This window comes from Streptomyces albidochromogenes (assembly GCF_005981925.1).
Taxonomy (GTDB): Bacteria; Actinomycetota; Actinomycetes; order Streptomycetales; family Streptomycetaceae; genus Streptomyces; species Streptomyces albidochromogenes.
The window spans coordinates 1-17,695 of record NZ_VBVX01000127.1 but is presented as its reverse complement, the minus strand read 5'-3'; the positions used below and the strand labels follow the sequence as shown (position 1 = coordinate 17,695).

Genomic DNA, 17,695 nt, shown 5'->3' with positions numbered 1-17,695 from the left:
GATCACCCACGGCCCCCGCGACCGGCCCCGGGTCGCCCTCACCTTCCACGGCCAGGGCGACCCGGCCACCGCCCGGGCCGTGCTCGGCGAGGCGGAGCGGCGCGGCGCCCGCGTCACCGTCCTCGCCGTCGGCGCATGGCTCGCCGCCCACCCCGCCCTCGCCCGCCGGGTTCTCGACGGCGGCCACGAACTCGGCAACCACACCCAGCGGCACCTCGCCCTCTCCGCCCTGGGGGAGCGGGAGGCGTACGCCGAGATCACCGGCTGCGCGGACCGGCTGCGCCGGCTCACCGGATCCATCGGCACCTGGTTCCGGCCCTCGCGCAGCCAGTACGCCACGCCGCTCGTGCAGCGGCTGGCGCGCCGGGCCGGATACCCGCACGTCCTCTCGTACGACATCGACTCGCTCGACTTCACCTCGCCCGGTGCCCCGGCCGTCACCCGCACCGTCACCAGGGAGATCCGCAACGGGTCCGTGGTGAGCCTGCACTTCGGCTACGCGGACACGGTCGCCGCGCTGCCCGCCCTCCTCGACGAACTCGACCGCCGCGGCCTGCGCGCGGTGACGACCACGGAGCTGCTGACCCGATGACGACGATCATTCGACGCACCACCGCGCTGCTCGCCGGCGCTCTCCTGGCCGCCCTCGCCGGTTGCGGCGGCCCCGACGACAAGAGCCCCGCCGAGGCGCGCGGCACCGAGGGCGCCGCGCCGCCCGGAGAGGCCAGGAAGACCGCGCCGGCGGGGCTGCCGGGCATGCCGCCGGTGCTCGACCCAAAGGACGTGTACGCCGCCGACCGGCCGAACAAGCTGTCGCCGGTGGTCAAGAACTTCCCGTCCCGGGTCTACGTCCCCAACACCAACTCCAACACGGTGTCGGTGATCGACCCCAAGACGTACAAGGTCGTCAAGACCATCCCGGTCGGCATCCAGCCGCAGCACGTCGTCCCGTCGTGGGACCTGAAGACCCTGTGGGTCAACAACAATCGCGGCCACACCCTCACACCGATCAACCCGGCAACAGGCGCGGTGGGCAAACCGGTGGAGGTGCACGACCCGTACAACCTCTACTTCACGCCCAACGGCCGGTACGCCGTCGTCATGGCGTCGATGGACCGCGAACTGGTCTTCCGCGACCCGCACACCATGGACCGCGTCAAGACCGTCCCGGTGTCCTGCGCCGGCGTCAACCACGCCGACTTCTCCGCCGACGGCCGGTACTTCGTCGTCTCCTGCGAGTTCTCCGGCGAACTGCTCAAGGTCGACACCGAGAAGATGGAGGTCGTGGGCCAGCAGAAGCTTCCGTTCGAGGGCGCGATGCCGCAGGACGTGAAGATCTCGCCCGACGGCAAAACGATCTACATCGCCGACATGATGGCGCACGGCATGTGGGTCCTGGACGGCGAGAAGTTCACCACCCCCGAGCTGCTGCCGACGGGCAAGGGCTGCCACGGCCTCTACGTCTCCCGCGACTCCAAGGAGATGTACGTGTCCAACCGGGGCGAGGGCTCGATCTCCGTCTTCGACTTCACCCGGAACAAGCTGACGAAGAAGTGGCACCTGCCCGACGGCGGCAGCCCCGACATGGGCGGTGTCTCCGCCGACGGCAAGGTGCTGTGGCTGTCCGGCCGTTACGACTCGGAGGTGTACGCCGTCGACACCACCACCGGCAAGCAGCTCGCCCGTATCCCGGTCGGCGGCGGTCCGCACGGCCTCGCGGTCTACCCGCAGCCGGGCCGCTACTCCCTGGGGCACACCGGCATCTTCCGCTGACGCCCGGTCCGGGCGGACGCCCCGCGGCCCCGCCCGGAGCCCGGTCGTCCGGCCCGGCTTCCTACCAGAGCACCGGCAACCGCTCCGGCAACCGCGTGATGAACCCCGTACGCCACACCAGTCGCTCCTCCGGCACCGCGAGCCCCAGTCGCGGCATCCGTTCCACCAGTGCCGTCAGCGCGGTCCGGGCGTGCGCGTGGCCCAGTGCCGACGCCGGGCAGAGGTGCCTGCCACCGCCGAAGGCGAGGTGCGGGTTGTACTCCCGGTTCAGGTTCAGGACCTCGGGGTGCTCGAACACCTCGGGGTCGAAGGTGGCGCCCTCGACGAGGACCAGGACCAGCTCCCCCTCGCGTACGAGCACGTCGCCGAGGTGGACGTCGGCGAGTGCGAGGCGCGGCGGGATGTCGCCGACCGGCAGGTTCCCGCGCAGCAGCTCGTCGACGGCGCGGCCCATGCGGTCCGGACGGTCCCTCAGGAAGCCCGCCAGCTGCGGCCGTCGCAGGAGCGCGAGCATCGCGCGCGCCAGGAACGCCGACGTGGAGACGGCGCCGGCGCCGAACAGCGAGGCGGCGACGGTGGCGAGCATCTCGTCCGTCAGGTGCGAGGACAGCGGGTCCTCCCGCAGCGCGGCCAGCTCACCCAGCAGCCCCGAGCGCTCGGACGCGGGAGCGTTCAGCCGCTCCGCCATGTAGCCGACGTCCTTGTACCAGTTGAGCTGGGAGCCCTCGAAGGGCTGCGCGCTGGTCATGAAAGCGACGTCCAGGCTCGACATGAGGCGCGGCCAGTCCTCGAACGGCACCCCGAGGATCTTGCAGTGCAGGGCCGCCGAGAAGGGGTCGGCGAATCCCGCCCGCAGGTCCACCGGCGGCCCCCAGGCCATCAGGTCGTCGATGAGCCGGTCGGCCGTGATGCGCAGCCAGCCGTGCATCCCCTTGCCGGTGCGCGGGTTGAGCGCCTTCATCACCGCCCCGCGCAGCCCGGCGCCCGCCTCGCGGCCGGCCCGGGGCGCGCCCGGGTGCGCGTACGGCCCCGGCGCGCCGGGGGCGGCCGTACCCCTGAGGGCGAACCGCTCGTCCTCCAGTACCTGCCTGGCCAGCGGATAGCTGCTGACCAGCCAGGCCGTGTCACCCCTCGGGGTGCGCACCCGGGCCACCGGCTGCTGCTCGCGGAGCCAGGAGCCCTCTTCCGGAACCACGTCGCTTCGTCGCGCGAGCGGGAAATCAAGCAGCCTGTCGCTCATCGTCCCCGGTCCTTCCGTAGGCATCGTGCGGCGGCTCGTACACGGCGGGTGCGGAGGAAGGGCGGAGGCGGCCCGGCACCCGCACCGGCGGGCCCGGTGGTCCGGCCGTCTCCACCCCGGCCAGAACACGCCGGCGGACCGCTCTGAGTTTCCTGGCGGCGAGGCGGGCGCGATGCTCGGAGGTCCGGCGGATGCGCCGGGCACGGAGGCTGCTCGTGAATGCGTCAGTCGTGAAGTCCACTGAAAGAACGCCCTCGGCGCCGCTAGTCCCGGGGAGCCCTGTGCTCCTGGTGTGGCGGCGACGCCATGAAGTTATCGCCCGGCGGCGGAGAGTGACGAAGCGGCCTCCGGTATTGGCCGGAACTGGGCACTCCAGGGCGGGAAACGCACTGTTCCCGCGCGGGAGACGTTCTACGGCGAAGCACTAGTGGGCCACCGTCAGCGCTTCCGATCCCACCGGCCGGTACCCCGCCCCAGGATCCTCGCCGGCGCACCGGTGTCGGTGGTTCCGGTCGGGTCGCTCGCGCCGGTCGGGCCGGCCGGATCGGTCAGGTCGGTCATGCCGTGATCCAAGCACCGCCGTGGCGTGCCCCGCGAGGCGGGTCCCGGGTGGCTGCCGTACCCGGCGGCCGGACGATAATCTGTGCGGGTTCTGATCAGCACCAGAAGGGGTGGGTCCAGTGGCGGACATCGAGGCGGCGCGTAAGGCGTTCGAGCGGTACGACCTCAACGGGGACGGGACGATCTCGGCGGTCGAGTACAAGAGCGTCATGGCGCAGCTCGGTGACCCCTTCGTCACCGAGACGGTGGCGCAGGCCGTGATCAACTCCCACGACGGCGACGGTGACGGCAAGCTCACCTTCGACGAGTTCTGGGCGTCCCAGAACAAGGGCTGACGCCGGCCGTACGGGCCCGTCGGCCGCGGCTCAGGCCGTGGCCGGCGGGCCCGTACGCGTATCCGCCGCCGCACCGGCGCGCAGGTCCGCGAGCTCCGCCCGCGCCGTCTCCAGCCAGCCGATCCAGAACCGCTCCAGGTCGATGCCGGCCCGCAGGACGAGGTGCCGCAGCCGGTCGGCCTCGCTCTTCCCGCCCTCGCCGAAGTCGCGCTCCTCGATCGCCCGGTACTCCGCCAACTGCGCCCGGTGCAGCGCCAGATGGCGCCGTACCTCCGCCTCCAGGCCCTCCGTGCCCACCACTCCCGCCGCGCGCAGGCGCAGCAGGAGGGTGTCGCGGATGGGCTTGGGGTCCTCGATCCTCGCCACCCAGGCGGCCAGTTCGTCGCGCCCGGCCGGCAGGACCTCGTACTCCTTCTTCTGGCCGCGCGTCGGCTGCCGCGGCCCGGGCAGCGCCCGGATCGCCCCGGACTCCTCCAGCTTCCCCAGCTCGCGGTAGATCTGCTGGTGCGTCGCGGACCAGAAGTATCCGATGGACTTGTCGAACCTGCGGGTCAACTCCAGTCCGGACGACGGCTTTTCGAGCAGTGCGGTGAGGATGGCGTACGGGAGGGACATGAGCGCATCCTAAGGAGGCCGGCCCTCACAGGGCGGCCGCGAGTTCGGTTCCCTGCCGGATCGCGCGCTTGGCGTCCAGTTCGGCCGCGACGTCCGCACCGCCGATCAGGTGCACGGGCAGTCCGGCGGCGAGCAGGGTGTCGTACAGCTCGCGGCGCGGCTCCTGCCCGGTGCACAGGACGACCGTGTCGACGGGGATCAGCCGCTGCTCGCCGTCGACCGTGACGTGCAGTCCCTCGTCGTCGATGCGGTCGTACGCCGCGCCCGCGACCATCGTGACGCCCCGGTGCTTGAGCTCGGTGCGGTGGATCCAGCCGGTGGTCTTGCCGAGTCCGGCGCCGACCTTGGTGGCCTTGCGCTGGAGCAGGTGGACGGTGCGGGTCTGGGGGGCGCGGGCCGGGGTCCGCAGGCCGCCGCGCGCGCCGTACTCCAGGTCGACGCCCCACTGGGCGAAGAAGACCTCGGGGCTGAGGCTCGCCGCGTCGTCGGCGCCCGTGGACGTGTCCGTGAGGAACTCGGCCACGTCGAAGCCGATGCCGCCCGCGCCGATGACCGCGACGCGGTCGCCCGCCTTCGCCTCGTCGCGCAGCAGGTCGAGGTAGCTGATGACGCTCGGGTGGTCGATGCCCTCGATCTCCGGGACGCGCGGGGTGACGCCGGTGGCCAGCACGATCTCGTCGTAACAGGCGGCGGTGAGGGACTCGGCGGTGGCGTGGGTGCCCAGGCGCAGCTCGACGCCGTGCTCGTCGAGCTGGGTACGGAAGTACCGCAGCGTCTCGTTGAACTCCTCCTTGCCCGGCACCTTGCGCGCGATGTTGAGCTGGCCGCCGATCACGTCGGAGGCGTCGTACAGCGTCACGGTGTGGCCGCGCTCGGCCGCCGTCACCGCGCAGGCGAGCCCGGCGGGTCCGGCGCCGACGACGGCGACGCGCTTGCCGCGGCGGGTGGGGGACAGGACCAGCTCGGTCTCGTGGCAGGCGCGCGGATTGACCAGGCAGGACGTGATGAGCCCGCTGAAGGTGTGGTCGAGGCAGGCCTGGTTGCAGCCGATGCAGGTGTTGATGGAGTCGGCGCGGCCGGCCTCGGCCTTGGCGACGAAGTCGGGGTCGGCGAGGAAGGGGCGGGCGAGCGAGACCAGGTCCGCGCAGCCGTCGGCGAGCAGTTCCTCGGCCAGTTCGGGGGTGTTGATGCGGTTGGTCGTGACGAGGGGGATGTTCACCGAGCCCATGACGCGCTTGGTCACCCAGGCGTACGCGCCGCGCGGCACGGAGGTCGCGATGGTGGGGATGCGGGCCTCATGCCAGCCGATGCCCGTGTTGATGATCGTCGCGCCGGCCGCCTCGATCGCCCGGGCGAGCGTGATGACCTCGTCGAGCGAGGAGCCGCCGGGGACCAGGTCGAGCATCGACAGGCGGTAGATGAGGATGAAGTCCGCACCCACGCGCTCGCGCACCCGGCGGACGATCTCGACGGGGAAGCGCATGCGGTTCTCGTACGAGCCGCCCCACCGGTCGTCGCGGTGGTTGGTGTGGGCGGCGATGAACTCGTTGATCAGGTAACCCTCGGACCCCATGATCTCCACGCCGTCGTATCCGGCCGACTTGGCCAGCTCCGCCGCGCGGACGAAGTCCTCGACGGTCTCCTCGACCTCGGCGTCGGTGAGCGCGTTCGGGGTGTACGGGCTGATGGGGGCCTGGATCGCGCTGGGCGCCACGAGGTCGGGGTGGTAGGCGTACCGCCCGAAGTGCAGGATCTGCATGCAGATCCGGCCGCCCTCGCGGTGTACGGCGTCGGTGACCTGCCGGTGCTGCGCGGCCTCCTCGGCGTTGGTCAGCTTGGCGCCGCCGGGGTAGGGGCGGCCCCGGTCGTTGGGGGCGATGCCGCCGGTGACCATCAGGCCGACGCCGCCCCGGGCGCGGGTGGCGTAGAACTCGGCCATCCGCTCGAAGCCGCGTTCGGCCTCTTCGAGTCCGACGTGCATGGAACCCATCAGCACGCGGTTGGGGAGGGTCGTGAAGCCCAGGTCGAGGGGGCTCAGCAGGTGCGGGTACGCAGTCGTCGGACTCATGCCGCAATGTGTAGTCGACCCGGGGCGCCTTGTGCAACAAGTTGCATAAAGAAGGCCCTGTTAGTTGGACGACACCCGGGCTCCCGCAGCCGGCCGGCGACCGGCCGGCGGCGCCGGTCACCGGCGGGCTTCAGCCGTGCTCACAGGGCGCTGTAGACCGCTTCCACCAGCGCCATCTTGCGGGGGTCGTCGGCGATCTCCGGGCCCATCCTGTTCATGACGTACCCCATGCCGAGGCCTGCCTCGGGGTCCGCGAGACCGCACGAGCCGCCGAAGCCGTCGTGGCCGAACGCCCGCGGATTCGGGCCGTACGAGCCGCGCGGGCCGCTCAGCCACAGACCGAGCCCGATCTCCGTGTCGTGGCCGAACCCAGCGCCGAGCACCAGGTCCCGGCAGCGCCCCTGGCCCTCGCGGGCCCGCTCGGCGGTCTCGGGGGAGAGCACGCGGTGCTCGCCCGCACGGCCGCCGTTGGCGTAGATCCCGTACAGGGCGGCTACCGCGCGGGCCGTGCCGTGGCCGTTGGCGGCGGGGATCTCGGCGGCCCGCCACTCGGGGGTGTTGGCCTGGGCCGCGCCGGGGCCGGGGTTGAGCAGGGCCGCGAGCGCGACCGGTTCCAGGGCGGCGAACAGCGCCGCTTGTTCGCTAGTGGGCTCGGCCCGGGGATGTACCAGCTCGGCGGCCCGCCCCGACTCCCGCTCCGGCAGCCCCACGGTGAAGTCGATGCCCAGCGGCCCGGTGACCTCCTGGCGCAGGAACGCGCCGGGGAGCAGGCCCGTGACGCGCCGGACCACCTCGCCGACGAGGAAGCCGTACGTGATCGCGTGGTAGCCGGACCGGGTGCCCGGCTCCCACCAGGGCTCGGTCGCCGCCAGGCGCGCGCACGTCAGCTCCCAGTCGTACAGCTCGGCGAAGGTGTGCGGCTCGCGCAGCCCCGCGAGCCCGGCCCGGTGCGACAGGAGGTGGCGTACGGGAACGGCCTCCTTGCCGGCGGCCGCGAACTCCGGCCAGTACGACGCCACCGGGGCGTCGAGATCCAGCAGCCCCCGGTCGGCCAGCAGATGGGCGCAGAGCGCCGTCGGGCCCTTGGTCGTCGACCAGACGTTGACCACGGTGTCCCGCTCCCACGGCCGGCTGCGCGCGGCGTCGGCCCAGCCGCCCCACAGGTCGACCACGGTCTCGCCGCCGACGAGCACGGTGACGGCCGCGCCCAGCTCGCCGCGCTCCCTGAAGTTCTCCTCGAACGCGTCCCGAACGGCGGCGAACCGGTCGTCGCAGTGGCCGTGGATCGGCGGCACGGTCCGGGGCGCGGCGTGCGGATCGGGGTGGTTCGCGGGCTGGGGCGTGGGCTGGCTCATCGGGCCCTCCGGTCGCGTCGTCGAGTACCCAGGAACGTACCGACTGGTCGGACTGGCGGGAAGACGGCGCACACGCCTGGCCGGCGCGGCGGGGCCGCGCAGGGCGAACCGGGCTGTCCCGGCCGGGCGCACCGGCCCGGACAGCCCCGCGGAAGCTCGTCAGATGTTGACGCCGAAGTCCGTCGCGATACCGCGCAGACCCGAGGCGTAACCCTGGCCGACGGCACGGAACTTCCACTCCGCGCCATTGCGGTACAGCTCGCCGAAGACCATGGCGGTCTCGGTCGAGGCGTCCTCGGAGAGGTCGTACCGCGCGAGCTCGTTGCTGTCCGCCTGGTTGACGACCCGGATGAAGGCGTTGCGGACCTGGCCGAAGCTCTGGCCGCGGCTCTCGCCCTCGTGGATCGAGACCGGGAAGACGATCTTGTCGACCTCGGCGGGCACCGTCGAGAGGCCCACCTTGATCTGCTCGTCGTCGCCCTCGCCCTCACCGGTGAGGTTGTCACCGGTGTGCTCGACCGAGCCGTCGGGGCTCTTGAGGTTGTTGAAGAAGACGAAGTGCTGGTCGGACACGACCTTGTTGTTGACATCGAGCAGCAGGGCGCTGGCATCGAGGTCGAAGTCGGTCCCGGTCGTGCTGCGTACGTCCCAGCCCAGGCCCACCGTGACAGCGGTCAGGCCGGGGGCCTCCTTGGAGAGCGAGACATTGCCGCCCTTGGAGAGACTGACACCCATGAAGATCCCTGCTCAATCCGGCGCGGGCAGCGCCCTTTGACGATCTCTTTGCCCAACCCGCCAACGCTTGCGCGCCCCGCTCAGTTCCCGCCTGTCGCGCTCAGTCCTCCGAATGGCCGACCGGCAGGACGAACTCCGGCCGGTCCCACGTCACCGCGGGCGGGTTGGCGCGCTCGGTACCGGTCCGCTCGCCGCCCACGCTGAGGTAGAACCCCTCGGCGGGCGGGTGCGCGACCACGCGCACGCCGGTGATCCCCGCCTCGCGCGCCTGCTCCCGCAGGTGCGCCACGAGCAGCCGGCCGATGCCGAGCCCCTGCGCCGAGTCCGCCACGAACATCAGGTCGAGCTCCGGAGGCTCCAGCACGAGGGAGTAGAAGCCCAGCGGCCGGTCGTCCGCGGCGTCGACCGCCGCGAAGACCCGGTGCGCCTCGATGTAGTCGGGACCCACCCGGTATCCGGCGACCATCGAGGCGTACGGGCCCTCGTAGGCGCGCGAGTTCCGCACGAGCCGGGTGAGCCGCTTCGCGTCCCGTGCGGTGGCCCGCCGGATGCTGGTAATGCGTGAAGCCATACGGAGAGTATTACTCACCGCGCGCCCGTGCGGGCAGGGTCCCCGCCGCGCCCCGTACCGGGGGCTACGGCGCGAGCTGGGCCGCGAGGCCGTCGAGGAGGAGGCGCAGGCCCGTCTCGAAGCCGCGGTCGTCCAGCGCGGCGAGGCCCCCCGGGCGCGCGTCCGACGACTCCAGGGCGTCGGCGAGCGCCGGATGGGCGGGGCGGTAGCCGTCCGGCGCGCGGGTGAAGCCCGCCGCGAAGGTCTCCAGGGCGGAGCCGAGGACGAGGTAGTCGACGGCGGCCGCCGTCTCGGCCGCCCGGTCCGGGGTGCAGCCCGCCCGTACCAGCGCGGCGAGCAGGGCGTCGTACCCGCGCAGGGCCTGCTCGGCCTCGACCCGGCGGCGGGCGACCAGGGCGATCACGTTCGGGTAGCGCAGGTAGACGTCGCGGTAGCCGCGGGCGTACTCGGCGAGCCCTTCGCGCCAGCGCGGGTCCTGGAGCGGGCGGAGGTCGATCTCCTCGTTGATGAGCTCGGAGGCCGCGTCCAGGAGGTCGTCCTTGGAGGCGACGTGGTGGTAGAGCGAGGCGCCGCGGACGCCGAGACGCTCGGCGAGCGACCGCATCTTGAGCGCCTGCGGCCCTTCCTCGTCGATCAGCTCCAGCGCGGCGCGCGCGATGATCGCGCGGCTCAGCAGCGGCCGGCTCGGTCGGGCCATGGTGGCGGTCCCCCTCCATCGGCGGTCAGGTTACCCGTCGGCAGGGGCTTCACAAGCGGACGGGGGCGCGTTACCGTCCCCGCAACCCGTAAACCTAACAAGGTTAGATTTAGGTCGGCAGCGTGCGATGCCGGCCGTACCCTCTGCCTGCCGATGCCCTTCGAGGTGCCCCGATGTCTCAACCCTCTTCCCCCGGCCCGGCCGCCGCCCCGCAGGACACCGACGCCGCCCGGCTCGGCGACCTGGGATACCAGCAGGAGCTGCGGCGCAGCCTCGGCGTCCTGGGGAACATCTCCATGGGCTTCGCCGTGGTCTCGCCGGTGGTCGCGCTGTACGCGGTGTCCATGGTCGCCACGACGATCGCCGGACCCGCCTGGGTGTGGGCGCTGCCGGTCGTCCTGCTCGGCCAGTGCCTGGTGGTCAACGTCTACTCCGAGCTGGCGTCCCAGTGGCCGCTGACCGGCGGCCCGTACCAGTGGGGACGGCGGCTCCTCGGGCCGTCCTTCGGCTGGATGAGCGGCTGGGTGTGGCAGTTCGCCGTGATGTTCGGCAACACCACCGTGGCCTACCTCGCCGCGCCCTGGGTCTTCGCCCTCGTCGGGGTCACGCCCACGCCCGGGACGATGGTGGCGGTGGCCGCCGGCATCCTGCTGGCCTGCATGCTGGTCAACGCCTTCGGCATCAGGCTCCTCAGCTGGTTCGTGACGCTGGGCATCGCCGCCGAGGCGGTCGCGTCGGTGCTCGTCGGCTTCGCCCTGCTGCTGTTCTTCCGCGAGCACGGCTTCGCGCTGTTCACCGCGACGCTCGGGGCCGAGGAACTGTCCGGCGGCTCCACCGCCATGGCCTTCCTCGCCGTACTCGCCGTCGCCGGCTGGGGCTTCATCGGCTTCGACGCCTGCGTCTCGACGGCCGAGGAGACCAAGGACGCCGGACGTCAGGTGCCGCGCGCCATGTGGTGGGCGCTGCTCAGCGTCGGCGTCGTCGTGATCCTCAACGCCATGGCGGTCGCCCTGGCCCATCCCGACCCGGCGGCCGTGGTGGCGGGGAAGGACCTGGACCCCGTCACCACCGCCGTGATCTCGTCGTTCGGCTCCTGGTCCGACAAGCCCTTCGTGTGCGTCGTACTGATCGGCTTCCTCGCCTGCGCCATGGCCTCCCAGGGTGGCGCCGCGCGCGGGGTGTACTCGCTGGCCCGCGACGGCGTCTTCCCCTTCTCCCGCCACGTGCGGAAGGTCAACCGGCGCCAGGCCCCGATCGGCGGCCTGATCGCCTCCACCGTGGTCAGCTGCTCCGCCCTGCTGCTCGGGCTGAACGCCACCGCGATCGGCAGCCTGATCGCCTTCGGCACGGCCGCCACGTTCCTGCCGTTCTTCCTGGTCTCGCTGGCCGCGCTCGTCGCCAGGCTGCGCGGCACGTGGGTGCCGTCCGGCCACATCCGGCAGGGGCGCAGGGGCACCTTCCTCAATGTCCTCGCGGTGCTGTGGACGGCCTTCGAGGTCGCCAACGTCTGCTGGCCCCGCGCCGTCCTGGCCCCGCCCGGCGCCCCCTGGTACCAGATCTGGGCCGGCCTCCTGGGCACCGGCGTCGTGATCACCGCAGGGCTCGTCTACCTCCTGCTCAAGCGGCCCCAGGACAAGCTCCGCACCGCCGACGCCGAACGGCTCTCGGCGGGGCCGGCCGATGACCGGAACGCCGAGCCGGCGGCCGAACCCTCCTGACTCTCGGGGGCCGCCCCGGCGGGTTCTCTCGAATCGGCCCGGCAGGACGGCCCCCGAGGCCCATGCAGTGCCCTTCCCTCTCCATCCCCACCCCAGCCCGCAAGGAGTGATGTCATGAGCATGTCGCCCACGCCGCGTATGTCCAGGCGAGGATTCAGCGTCGCCGCGCTGGCCGCCGCGGCGGTCACGATGACCGCCGGACGTGCCCTCGCCGCCCCGGCTCCCGCGAAGCCGCAGGAGGAGACCTGCACCGCACCGGCCGAGTGGGGCCCGCACTCCGGATGCGTCATGGCCTGGCCCTGGGACCGGACGATCGGCTGGGGCGGACTGCTGGCCGACGTACAGGCCGAGATCGCGGCCATCGCCCGGAGCATCGCCCGCTTCGAGACGGTCACCATGGTCGCCGAGCCGGGCCAGGCCGCGCAGGCGCGCCAGCAGTGCGGCAGCTCGGTCACCGTCATCGAGTACCCCGTCAACGACTGCTGGACCCGCGACACCGGACCGGTCTTCGCCCTGAACGCGGCGCAGACGCAGAAGATCGGGCTCGACTTCGGCTTCAACGGCTGGGGCGAGAAGTTCCCGTACGACAAGGACGACCTCCTGCCGGTCGGTGTGTGCCGGCACCTCGGTGTCCCGCGCAGGGACGTCGCCATGATCCTTGAGGGCGGGGCGGTCATCACCGACGGCCAGGGCACCCTCGTCACCACCGAGGAGTGTCTGCTCCACCCCAACCGCAACCCCGGCATGACCCGCGCGCAGATCGAGACGACGCTGCTCGCGGCGTACGGCGCCACGAAGGTCATCTGGCTTCCGTACGGTCTCAACAACGACGACGTCACCAACGGACACGTCGACCTGGTCGCCGCCTACCTCGGCCCCGCCAGGCTCCTCATCCACACGCAGCCCGACACCGGCAACCCCAACCACGCCCGGATGGCGGCGAACAAGGCGGTGCTCCAGGGCGCCACCGACGCCGCCGGCCGCCGCTTCGAGCTGGTGGAGATGCACCACCAGCCGCACTACCGGCACGGCGGCGTGCTGGTGGAGACGTTCAGCTACACCAACTATTACGAGACCAGCGGCAGCGTCGTAGTCCCCATCGCGAACGAACCGGCGGACGCCCTCGCCCTCGCCCAGTTCCGCACCCTGTTCCCGGGCCGCGAAGTGGTCGGCGCCCTCGCCCGTACCCTCGGCTACGGCGGCGGCGGGGTCCACTGCGTCACCCAGCACATCCCCCGTACGTCCTGACCTGCTCTCCGGGCCGGCCGGCAGGCGCCGCCCGGCCCGGAGACCTCAGTACGCGATCAGCACTCGATGATGTTCACCGCGAGACCGCCCCGCGCGGTCTCCTTGTACTTCACCGACATGTCCGCGCCGGTCTCCTTCATGGTCTTGATGACCTTGTCGAGGGAGACCTTGTGGCTGCCGTCGCCGCGCATCGCCATCCTCGCCGCGGTCACGGCCTTGACCGCCGCCATGCCGTTGCGCTCGATGCACGGGATCTGCACCAGGCCGCCGACCGGGTCGCAGGTCAGACCCAGGTTGTGCTCCATGCCGATCTCGGCCGCGTTCTCGACCTGCTCGGGCGAGCCGCCCAGCACCTCGGCCAGCGCGCCCGCCGCCATCGAACAGGCCGAGCCGACCTCGCCCTGGCAGCCGACCTCGGCGCCGGAGATCGACGCGTTCTCCTTGAAGAGCATGCCGATCGCGCCGGCGGCGAGCAGGAAGCGGACCACGCCCTCCTCGTCCGCGCCGGGCACGAAGTTCATGTAGTAGTGCAGGACGGCGGGGATGATGCCGGCGGCGCCGTTGGTCGGCGCGGTGACGACGCGCCCGCCCGCCGCGTTCTCCTCGTTGACCGCCATCGCGTAGAGCGTGATCCACTCCATCGACAGGGCCAGCGGGTCACCCTCGGAGCGCAGCTTGCGCGCGGTGTTCGCGGAGCGCCTGCGCACCTTGAGGCCGCCGGGCAGGATGCCCTCCTGCGCCATGCCGCGCGCGACGCAGTCCTGCATGACCCGCCAGATCTCAAGGAGCCCCTCGCGGATCTCCGTCTCGCTGCGCCAGGCCTTCTCGTTCTCCAGCATCAGGGCGGAGATCGACAGGCCGGTCTCCTTCGCCAGGCGCAGCAGTTCGTCCCCGGTGCGGAAGGGGTACTTCAGTACGGTGTCGTCGAGCTTGATCCGGTCCTCGCCGACCGCGTCCTCGTCCACGACGAAGCCGCCGCCCACCGAGTAGTACGTCTTCTCCAGCAGCGGGGCGCCCTCGGCGTCGTACGCCCACAGGGTCATGCCGTTGGCGTGGTACGGCAGGGCCTTGCGGCGGTGCAGGACCAGGTCCTCGTCGAAGTCGAAGCCGATCTCGTGCGCGCCGAGCAGGCTGATGCGCTTGGCCGCCTTGATCCGCTCGAACTCCTCGTCGGCGGTCTCGACGTCCACGGTGCGCGGGGAGTTGCCCGCCAGGCCGAGCAGCACGGCCTTGGGGGTGCCGTGGCCGTGCCCGGTGGCGCCGAGCGAGCCGAACAGCTCGGCCCGTACGGACGCGGTGTGGGCCAGCAGGCCGTCGTTCTTCAGGCGTCCCACGAACAGGCGGGCGGCGCGCATCGGGCCGACCGTGTGGGAGCTGGACGGGCCGATGCCGATCGAGAACAGGTCGAAGACCGAGATGGCCACGGGGGGACTCCTAAGGGGTGGGGAAGACGCCGTTGTCTGCCGGGGTGGTGCAGATGATCAAGGCGGGGCGACACGGTGCGGGGCACCGCACTCACTGTTCAGTGTGCGCGGTGCCCCGGTATTCAGTCTGTGTCGTACGTAACTACTTCAGACCAGGGTAAAGCGGGTGCTTGCCGGCCAGTGCCGTCACCCGGGCCGAAAGGGCCTCGGCGTCGTACGACGGCTTCAGCGCCTCGGCGATGATGTCCGCCACCTCGGCGAAGTCCTCGGCCTGGAAACCGCGCGTGGCCAGGGCCGGCGTACCGATCCGCAGGCCCGAGGTGACCATCGGCGGGCGGGGGTCGTTCGGGATGGCGTTGCGGTTGACCGTGATGCCGAGACCGTGCAGGCGGTCCTCGGCCTGCTGGCCGTCGAGCTCGGAGTTCCGCAGGTCGACCAGGACCAGGTGGACGTCCGTGCCGCCGGTGAGGACGGACACGCCGTGCTCGGTGACGTCGGCCCGCACCAGGCGCTCGGCCAGGATCCGGGCGCCGTCCAGGGTGCGCTGCTGGCGCTCCTTGAACTCCTCGCTCGCGGCGACCTTGAAGGAGACGGCCTTCGCGGCGATGACGTGCTCCAGCGGGCCGCCCTGCTGGCCGGGGAAGACCGCCGAGTTGATCTTCTTGGCGAGCTCGGCCGTCGAGAGGATCACGCCGCCGCGCGGGCCGCCGAGGGTCTTGTGCGTGGTCGTGGTGACGACGTGCGCGTGCGGCACCGGGTTGGGGTGCAGACCCGCGGCGACCAGACCGGCGAAGTGCGCCATGTCGACCATGAGGAACGCGCCGACCTCGTCCGCGATACGGCGGAAGGCGGCGAAGTCCAGCTGACGCGGGTACGCCGACCAGCCGGCCACGATCAGCTTCGGCTTGGACTCCTTGGCGAGGCGCTCGACCTCGGCCATGTCGACCTCGCCGGTGGCGTCGTCCACGTGGTAGGCGACCACGTTGTAGAGCTTGCCGGAGAAGTTGATCTTCATGCCGTGGGTCAGGTGACCGCCGTGGGCCAGGTTCAGGCCCATGATCGTGTCGCCGGGCTTGAGCAGCGCGAACATCGCGGCCGCGTTGGCCTGGGCGCCCGAGTGCGGCTGTACGTTCGCGTGCTCGGCGCCGAAGAGCGCCTTGATGCGGTCGATCGCGATCTGCTCGACCACGTCGACGTGCTCGCAGCCGCCGTAGTAGCGGCGGCCCGGGTAACCCTCGGCGTACTTGTTGGTCAGTACGGAGCCCTGGGCCTCCATGACGGCGACCGGAGCGAAGTTCTCCGAGGCGATCATTTCGAGGGTGGACTGCTGGCGGAGCAGCTCGGCGTCGACGGCGGCGGCGACGTCCGGGTCGAGCTCATGCAGGGGAGTGTTGAGAAGCGTCATCACGGTCCCGATCGAGGTCTTAGTTGCCGGAGGAGAAGGCGTCGTACTCGTCGGCGGAGAGCAGGTCGCCCGGCTCGTCCGTGACGCGCACCTTGAAGAGCCAGCCGCCCTCGAAGGGGGCGGAGTTCACCAGCGAGGGGTCGTCGACGACGTCCTGGTTGGCCTCGACGATCTCGCCGGAGACCGGGGAGTACAGGTCGCTGACCGACTTGGTCGACTCCAGCTCGCCGCAGGACTCGCCCGCGCTCACCGTGTCGCCGACCGCCGGGAGCTGGGCGTAGACGACGTCACCGAGCGCGTTGGCCGCGAACTCCGTGATGCCGACCGTCGCGACGCCGTCCTCGGCGGTCGACAGCCACTCGTGCTCCTTGCTGTACCGCAGCTGCTGGGGGTTGCTCATGACCTGAATTCTCCTGTACGCGGGGGAGTGCTGGTGAACGGGGAGGTTGTGCTGGGGGTCACTTCTGGCGCTTGTAGAACGGCAGCGCGACGACCTCGTACGGCTCATGCGTACCGCGAATGTCGACGCCGACACCGGACGTGCCGGCCTCGGCGTGCGCCGCGTCGACGTATGCCATGGCGATCGGCCTGCCCAGCGTCGGAGAGGGGGCTCCGGAGGTGACCTCGCCGATGACCTTGCCGTCGGCGACGACCGGGAAACCGGCGCGCGGGACGCGGCGGCCCTCGGCGATCAGGCCGACGAGCTTGCGCGGCGGGGCGGTCTCGGCGCGCTCGGCGGCGGCCTCCAGGGCGGCGCGGCCGACGAAGTCGCCCTCCTTCTCGAACTTCACGACCCGGCCCAGGCCCGCGTCGAAGGGGGTGAGCGCGGTGGTCAGCTCGTGCCCGTACAGCGGCATGCCGGCTTCGAGGCGCAGCGTGTCGCGGCAGGAGAGGCCGGCCGGAACGAGGCCGGCGTCCTTGCCCGCTTCGGTCAGTGCCTGCCACAGCTGCTCGGCGTCGGCCGGGGCGACGAACAGCTCGAAGCCGTCCTCGCCGGTGTAGCCGGTTCGGGCGATCAGCGCCGGGACGCCGGCGACGGTGCCGGGCAGACCGGCGTAGTACTTCAGCCCGTCCAGGTCGGCGTCGGTGACGGACTTCAGGATGCCGGGGGACTCGGGGCCCTGGACGGCGATCAGGGCGTACGCGTCACGGTCGTCCCGGACGACGGCGTCGAAGCCGGCGGCGCGCTCGGTGATGGCGTCGAGGACGATCTGGGCGTTGCCGGCGTTGGCGACGACCATGTACTCGGTCTCGCCCAGGCGGTAGACGATCAGGTCGTCGACGATGCCGCCGTCTTCCTGGCAGATCATGGTGTACCGGGCGCGGCCGAGGCCGATGGTGCCGATGTTGCCGACGAGGGCGTAGCCGAGGGCGTTCACGGCCTGCGGGCCGGTGACGGTGATCTCGCCCATGTGGGAGAGGTCGAAGAGGCCCGCCCGGGTGCGTACGGCGTTGTGCTCGTCGCGCTCGCTGGCGTACCGCAGCGGCATGTCCCAGCCCGCGAAGTCGGTCATGGTCGCGCCCAGCGCACGATGAGTGGCGTCGAGGGCGGTGTGACGGGGGACATTGCTCATGTGTGGGGCTCCCAGGGCATGACAGGCGAGGACAATCCTCCCCATCTGTCATCGGAACCTGAGAGGTTCACCGAGAGAGTCCCGGCTTGCACCTTGGGTGGAGCCGCGACGAAGCGGCCCGCTTTTCAGATCTGCCTCGCCCGCGCGGTACGGGGCCTGAGAGATTCAAGGGAGGAACTTGCTCCTTCGGCGTCCTGGGCACACAGTGCTTCGGACTCTCCCGCGCGGATTCAAGCGGCCGGTATGCAGTTGGCGCGCACATCATTGCACGTGGGTGCCGCCCCGACAGCACCTGGGCGGAACCCGAAATGGACTTGTGGCGCATTACCTTTTCTTTACACTTCTTGGGCAAGGGTGGGGAAGGGTGGGGGACACC

General features: G+C 71.5%; 17 protein-coding genes and 2 riboswitches. Of the genes, 5 read left to right on the top strand and 12 right to left on the bottom strand.

Going from position 1 to position 17,695, the window contains the following annotated elements; translation table 11 throughout:
- Positions 1 to 592, top strand: a 592-nt coding sequence (locus tag E2E34_RS17975; RefSeq protein ID WP_138902938.1) for a polysaccharide deacetylase family protein, incomplete at its 5' end; no start/stop codon positions are given.
- Positions 589 to 1,773 carry a YncE family protein gene (locus E2E34_RS17970; RefSeq protein ID WP_138902937.1) on the top strand — a complete coding sequence of 395 codons (1,185 nt, stop codon included), beginning with the start codon at positions 589 to 591 and terminating at the stop codon, positions 1,771 to 1,773. The genes E2E34_RS17975 and E2E34_RS17970, both read left to right, overlap by 4 nt.
- Positions 1,774 to 1,834: 61 nt before the next feature.
- On the opposite strand, the gene E2E34_RS17965 is transcribed toward E2E34_RS17970, so the two are convergent.
- The gene (locus tag E2E34_RS17965; protein ID WP_138902936.1) at positions 1,835 to 3,013 is read right to left on the bottom strand and encodes a cytochrome P450; all 1,179 of its coding nucleotides are present in this window, start codon (positions 3,011 to 3,013) and stop codon (positions 1,835 to 1,837) included.
- A gap of 438 nt (positions 3,014 to 3,451) precedes the next feature.
- Entirely contained in the window at positions 3,452 to 3,574 is a 123-nt protein-coding gene (locus E2E34_RS37000) for a hypothetical protein (RefSeq protein ID WP_279637892.1), read from the bottom strand.
- Positions 3,575 to 3,693: 119 nt separating this feature from the next.
- Here E2E34_RS37000 and E2E34_RS17955 point away from each other — a divergent pair, with 119 nt between their 5' ends.
- The gene (locus E2E34_RS17955) at positions 3,694 to 3,909 is read left to right on the top strand and encodes an EF-hand domain-containing protein (protein ID WP_138902935.1); all 216 of its coding nucleotides are present in this window, start codon (positions 3,694 to 3,696) and stop codon (positions 3,907 to 3,909) included.
- Between the two features lie 30 nt (positions 3,910 to 3,939).
- Here the strand turns inward: E2E34_RS17955 and E2E34_RS17950 are convergent, their stop codons facing one another.
- The 6 genes from E2E34_RS17950 to E2E34_RS17925 form a co-directional block, all read right to left on the bottom strand.
- Complete coding sequence (locus tag E2E34_RS17950) at positions 3,940 to 4,524, bottom strand: PadR family transcriptional regulator (protein WP_138902934.1); 585 nt, start codon at positions 4,522 to 4,524, stop codon at positions 3,940 to 3,942.
- Between the two features lie 25 nt (positions 4,525 to 4,549).
- Positions 4,550 to 6,592 carry an NADPH-dependent 2,4-dienoyl-CoA reductase gene (locus E2E34_RS17945; RefSeq protein WP_138902933.1) on the bottom strand — a complete coding sequence of 681 codons (2,043 nt, stop codon included), beginning with the start codon at positions 6,590 to 6,592 and terminating at the stop codon, positions 4,550 to 4,552.
- A gap of 140 nt (positions 6,593 to 6,732) precedes the next feature.
- Positions 6,733 to 7,887 carry a serine hydrolase domain-containing protein gene (locus tag E2E34_RS17940; protein ID WP_425573352.1) on the bottom strand — a complete coding sequence of 385 codons (1,155 nt, stop codon included), beginning with the start codon at positions 7,885 to 7,887 and terminating at the stop codon, positions 6,733 to 6,735.
- A 219-nt stretch (positions 7,888 to 8,106) separates the two neighbouring features.
- Positions 8,107 to 8,682: a TerD family protein gene (locus tag E2E34_RS17935; protein ID WP_069933069.1), complete on the bottom strand. Its 576-nt coding sequence runs from the start codon at positions 8,680 to 8,682 to the stop codon at positions 8,107 to 8,109.
- Between the two features lie 100 nt (positions 8,683 to 8,782).
- Positions 8,783 to 9,253, bottom strand: coding sequence for a GNAT family N-acetyltransferase (locus tag E2E34_RS17930; protein ID WP_138902931.1), 471 nt, complete (start codon positions 9,251 to 9,253; stop codon positions 8,783 to 8,785).
- A 64-nt stretch (positions 9,254 to 9,317) separates the two neighbouring features.
- Positions 9,318 to 9,950, bottom strand: coding sequence for a TetR/AcrR family transcriptional regulator (locus tag E2E34_RS17925; protein WP_138902930.1), 633 nt, complete (start codon positions 9,948 to 9,950; stop codon positions 9,318 to 9,320).
- Positions 9,951 to 10,123: 173 nt separating this feature from the next.
- On the opposite strand from E2E34_RS17925, the gene E2E34_RS17920 reads away from it, so the two are divergent.
- Both E2E34_RS17920 and E2E34_RS17915 read left to right on the top strand, forming a co-directional pair.
- On the top strand, positions 10,124 to 11,668 hold the full coding sequence (locus tag E2E34_RS17920; protein ID WP_138902929.1) for an APC family permease: 1,545 nt from the start codon (positions 10,124 to 10,126) through the stop codon (positions 11,666 to 11,668).
- Positions 11,669 to 11,782: 114 nt separating this feature from the next.
- Positions 11,783 to 12,916, top strand: a complete 1,134-nt coding sequence (locus E2E34_RS17915) for an agmatine deiminase family protein (protein WP_244315832.1) — start codon at positions 11,783 to 11,785, stop codon at positions 12,914 to 12,916.
- 56 nt (positions 12,917 to 12,972) lie between these two features.
- Here E2E34_RS17915 and E2E34_RS17910 read toward each other — a convergent pair whose 3' ends face one another.
- The 4 genes from E2E34_RS17910 to gcvT form a co-directional block, all read right to left on the bottom strand.
- The gene (locus E2E34_RS17910; RefSeq protein WP_138902928.1) at positions 12,973 to 14,340 is read right to left on the bottom strand and encodes an L-serine ammonia-lyase; all 1,368 of its coding nucleotides are present in this window, start codon (positions 14,338 to 14,340) and stop codon (positions 12,973 to 12,975) included.
- Positions 14,341 to 14,482: 142 nt separating this feature from the next.
- Complete coding sequence (gene glyA / locus E2E34_RS17905; protein ID WP_138902927.1) at positions 14,483 to 15,745, bottom strand: serine hydroxymethyltransferase; 1,263 nt, start codon at positions 15,743 to 15,745, stop codon at positions 14,483 to 14,485.
- Between the two features lie 19 nt (positions 15,746 to 15,764).
- Complete coding sequence (gcvH, locus tag E2E34_RS17900) at positions 15,765 to 16,145, bottom strand: glycine cleavage system protein GcvH (protein ID WP_138902926.1); 381 nt, start codon at positions 16,143 to 16,145, stop codon at positions 15,765 to 15,767.
- Positions 16,146 to 16,203: 58 nt separating this feature from the next.
- Positions 16,204 to 17,319 carry a glycine cleavage system aminomethyltransferase GcvT gene (gene gcvT / locus E2E34_RS17895; RefSeq protein WP_138902925.1) on the bottom strand — a complete coding sequence of 372 codons (1,116 nt, stop codon included), beginning with the start codon at positions 17,317 to 17,319 and terminating at the stop codon, positions 16,204 to 16,206.
- 35 nt (positions 17,320 to 17,354) lie between these two features.
- Positions 17,355 to 17,454, bottom strand: a riboswitch (glycine riboswitch).
- Positions 17,455 to 17,552: riboswitch (glycine riboswitch) on the bottom strand.
- Positions 17,553 to 17,695: the final 143 nt, after the last annotated feature.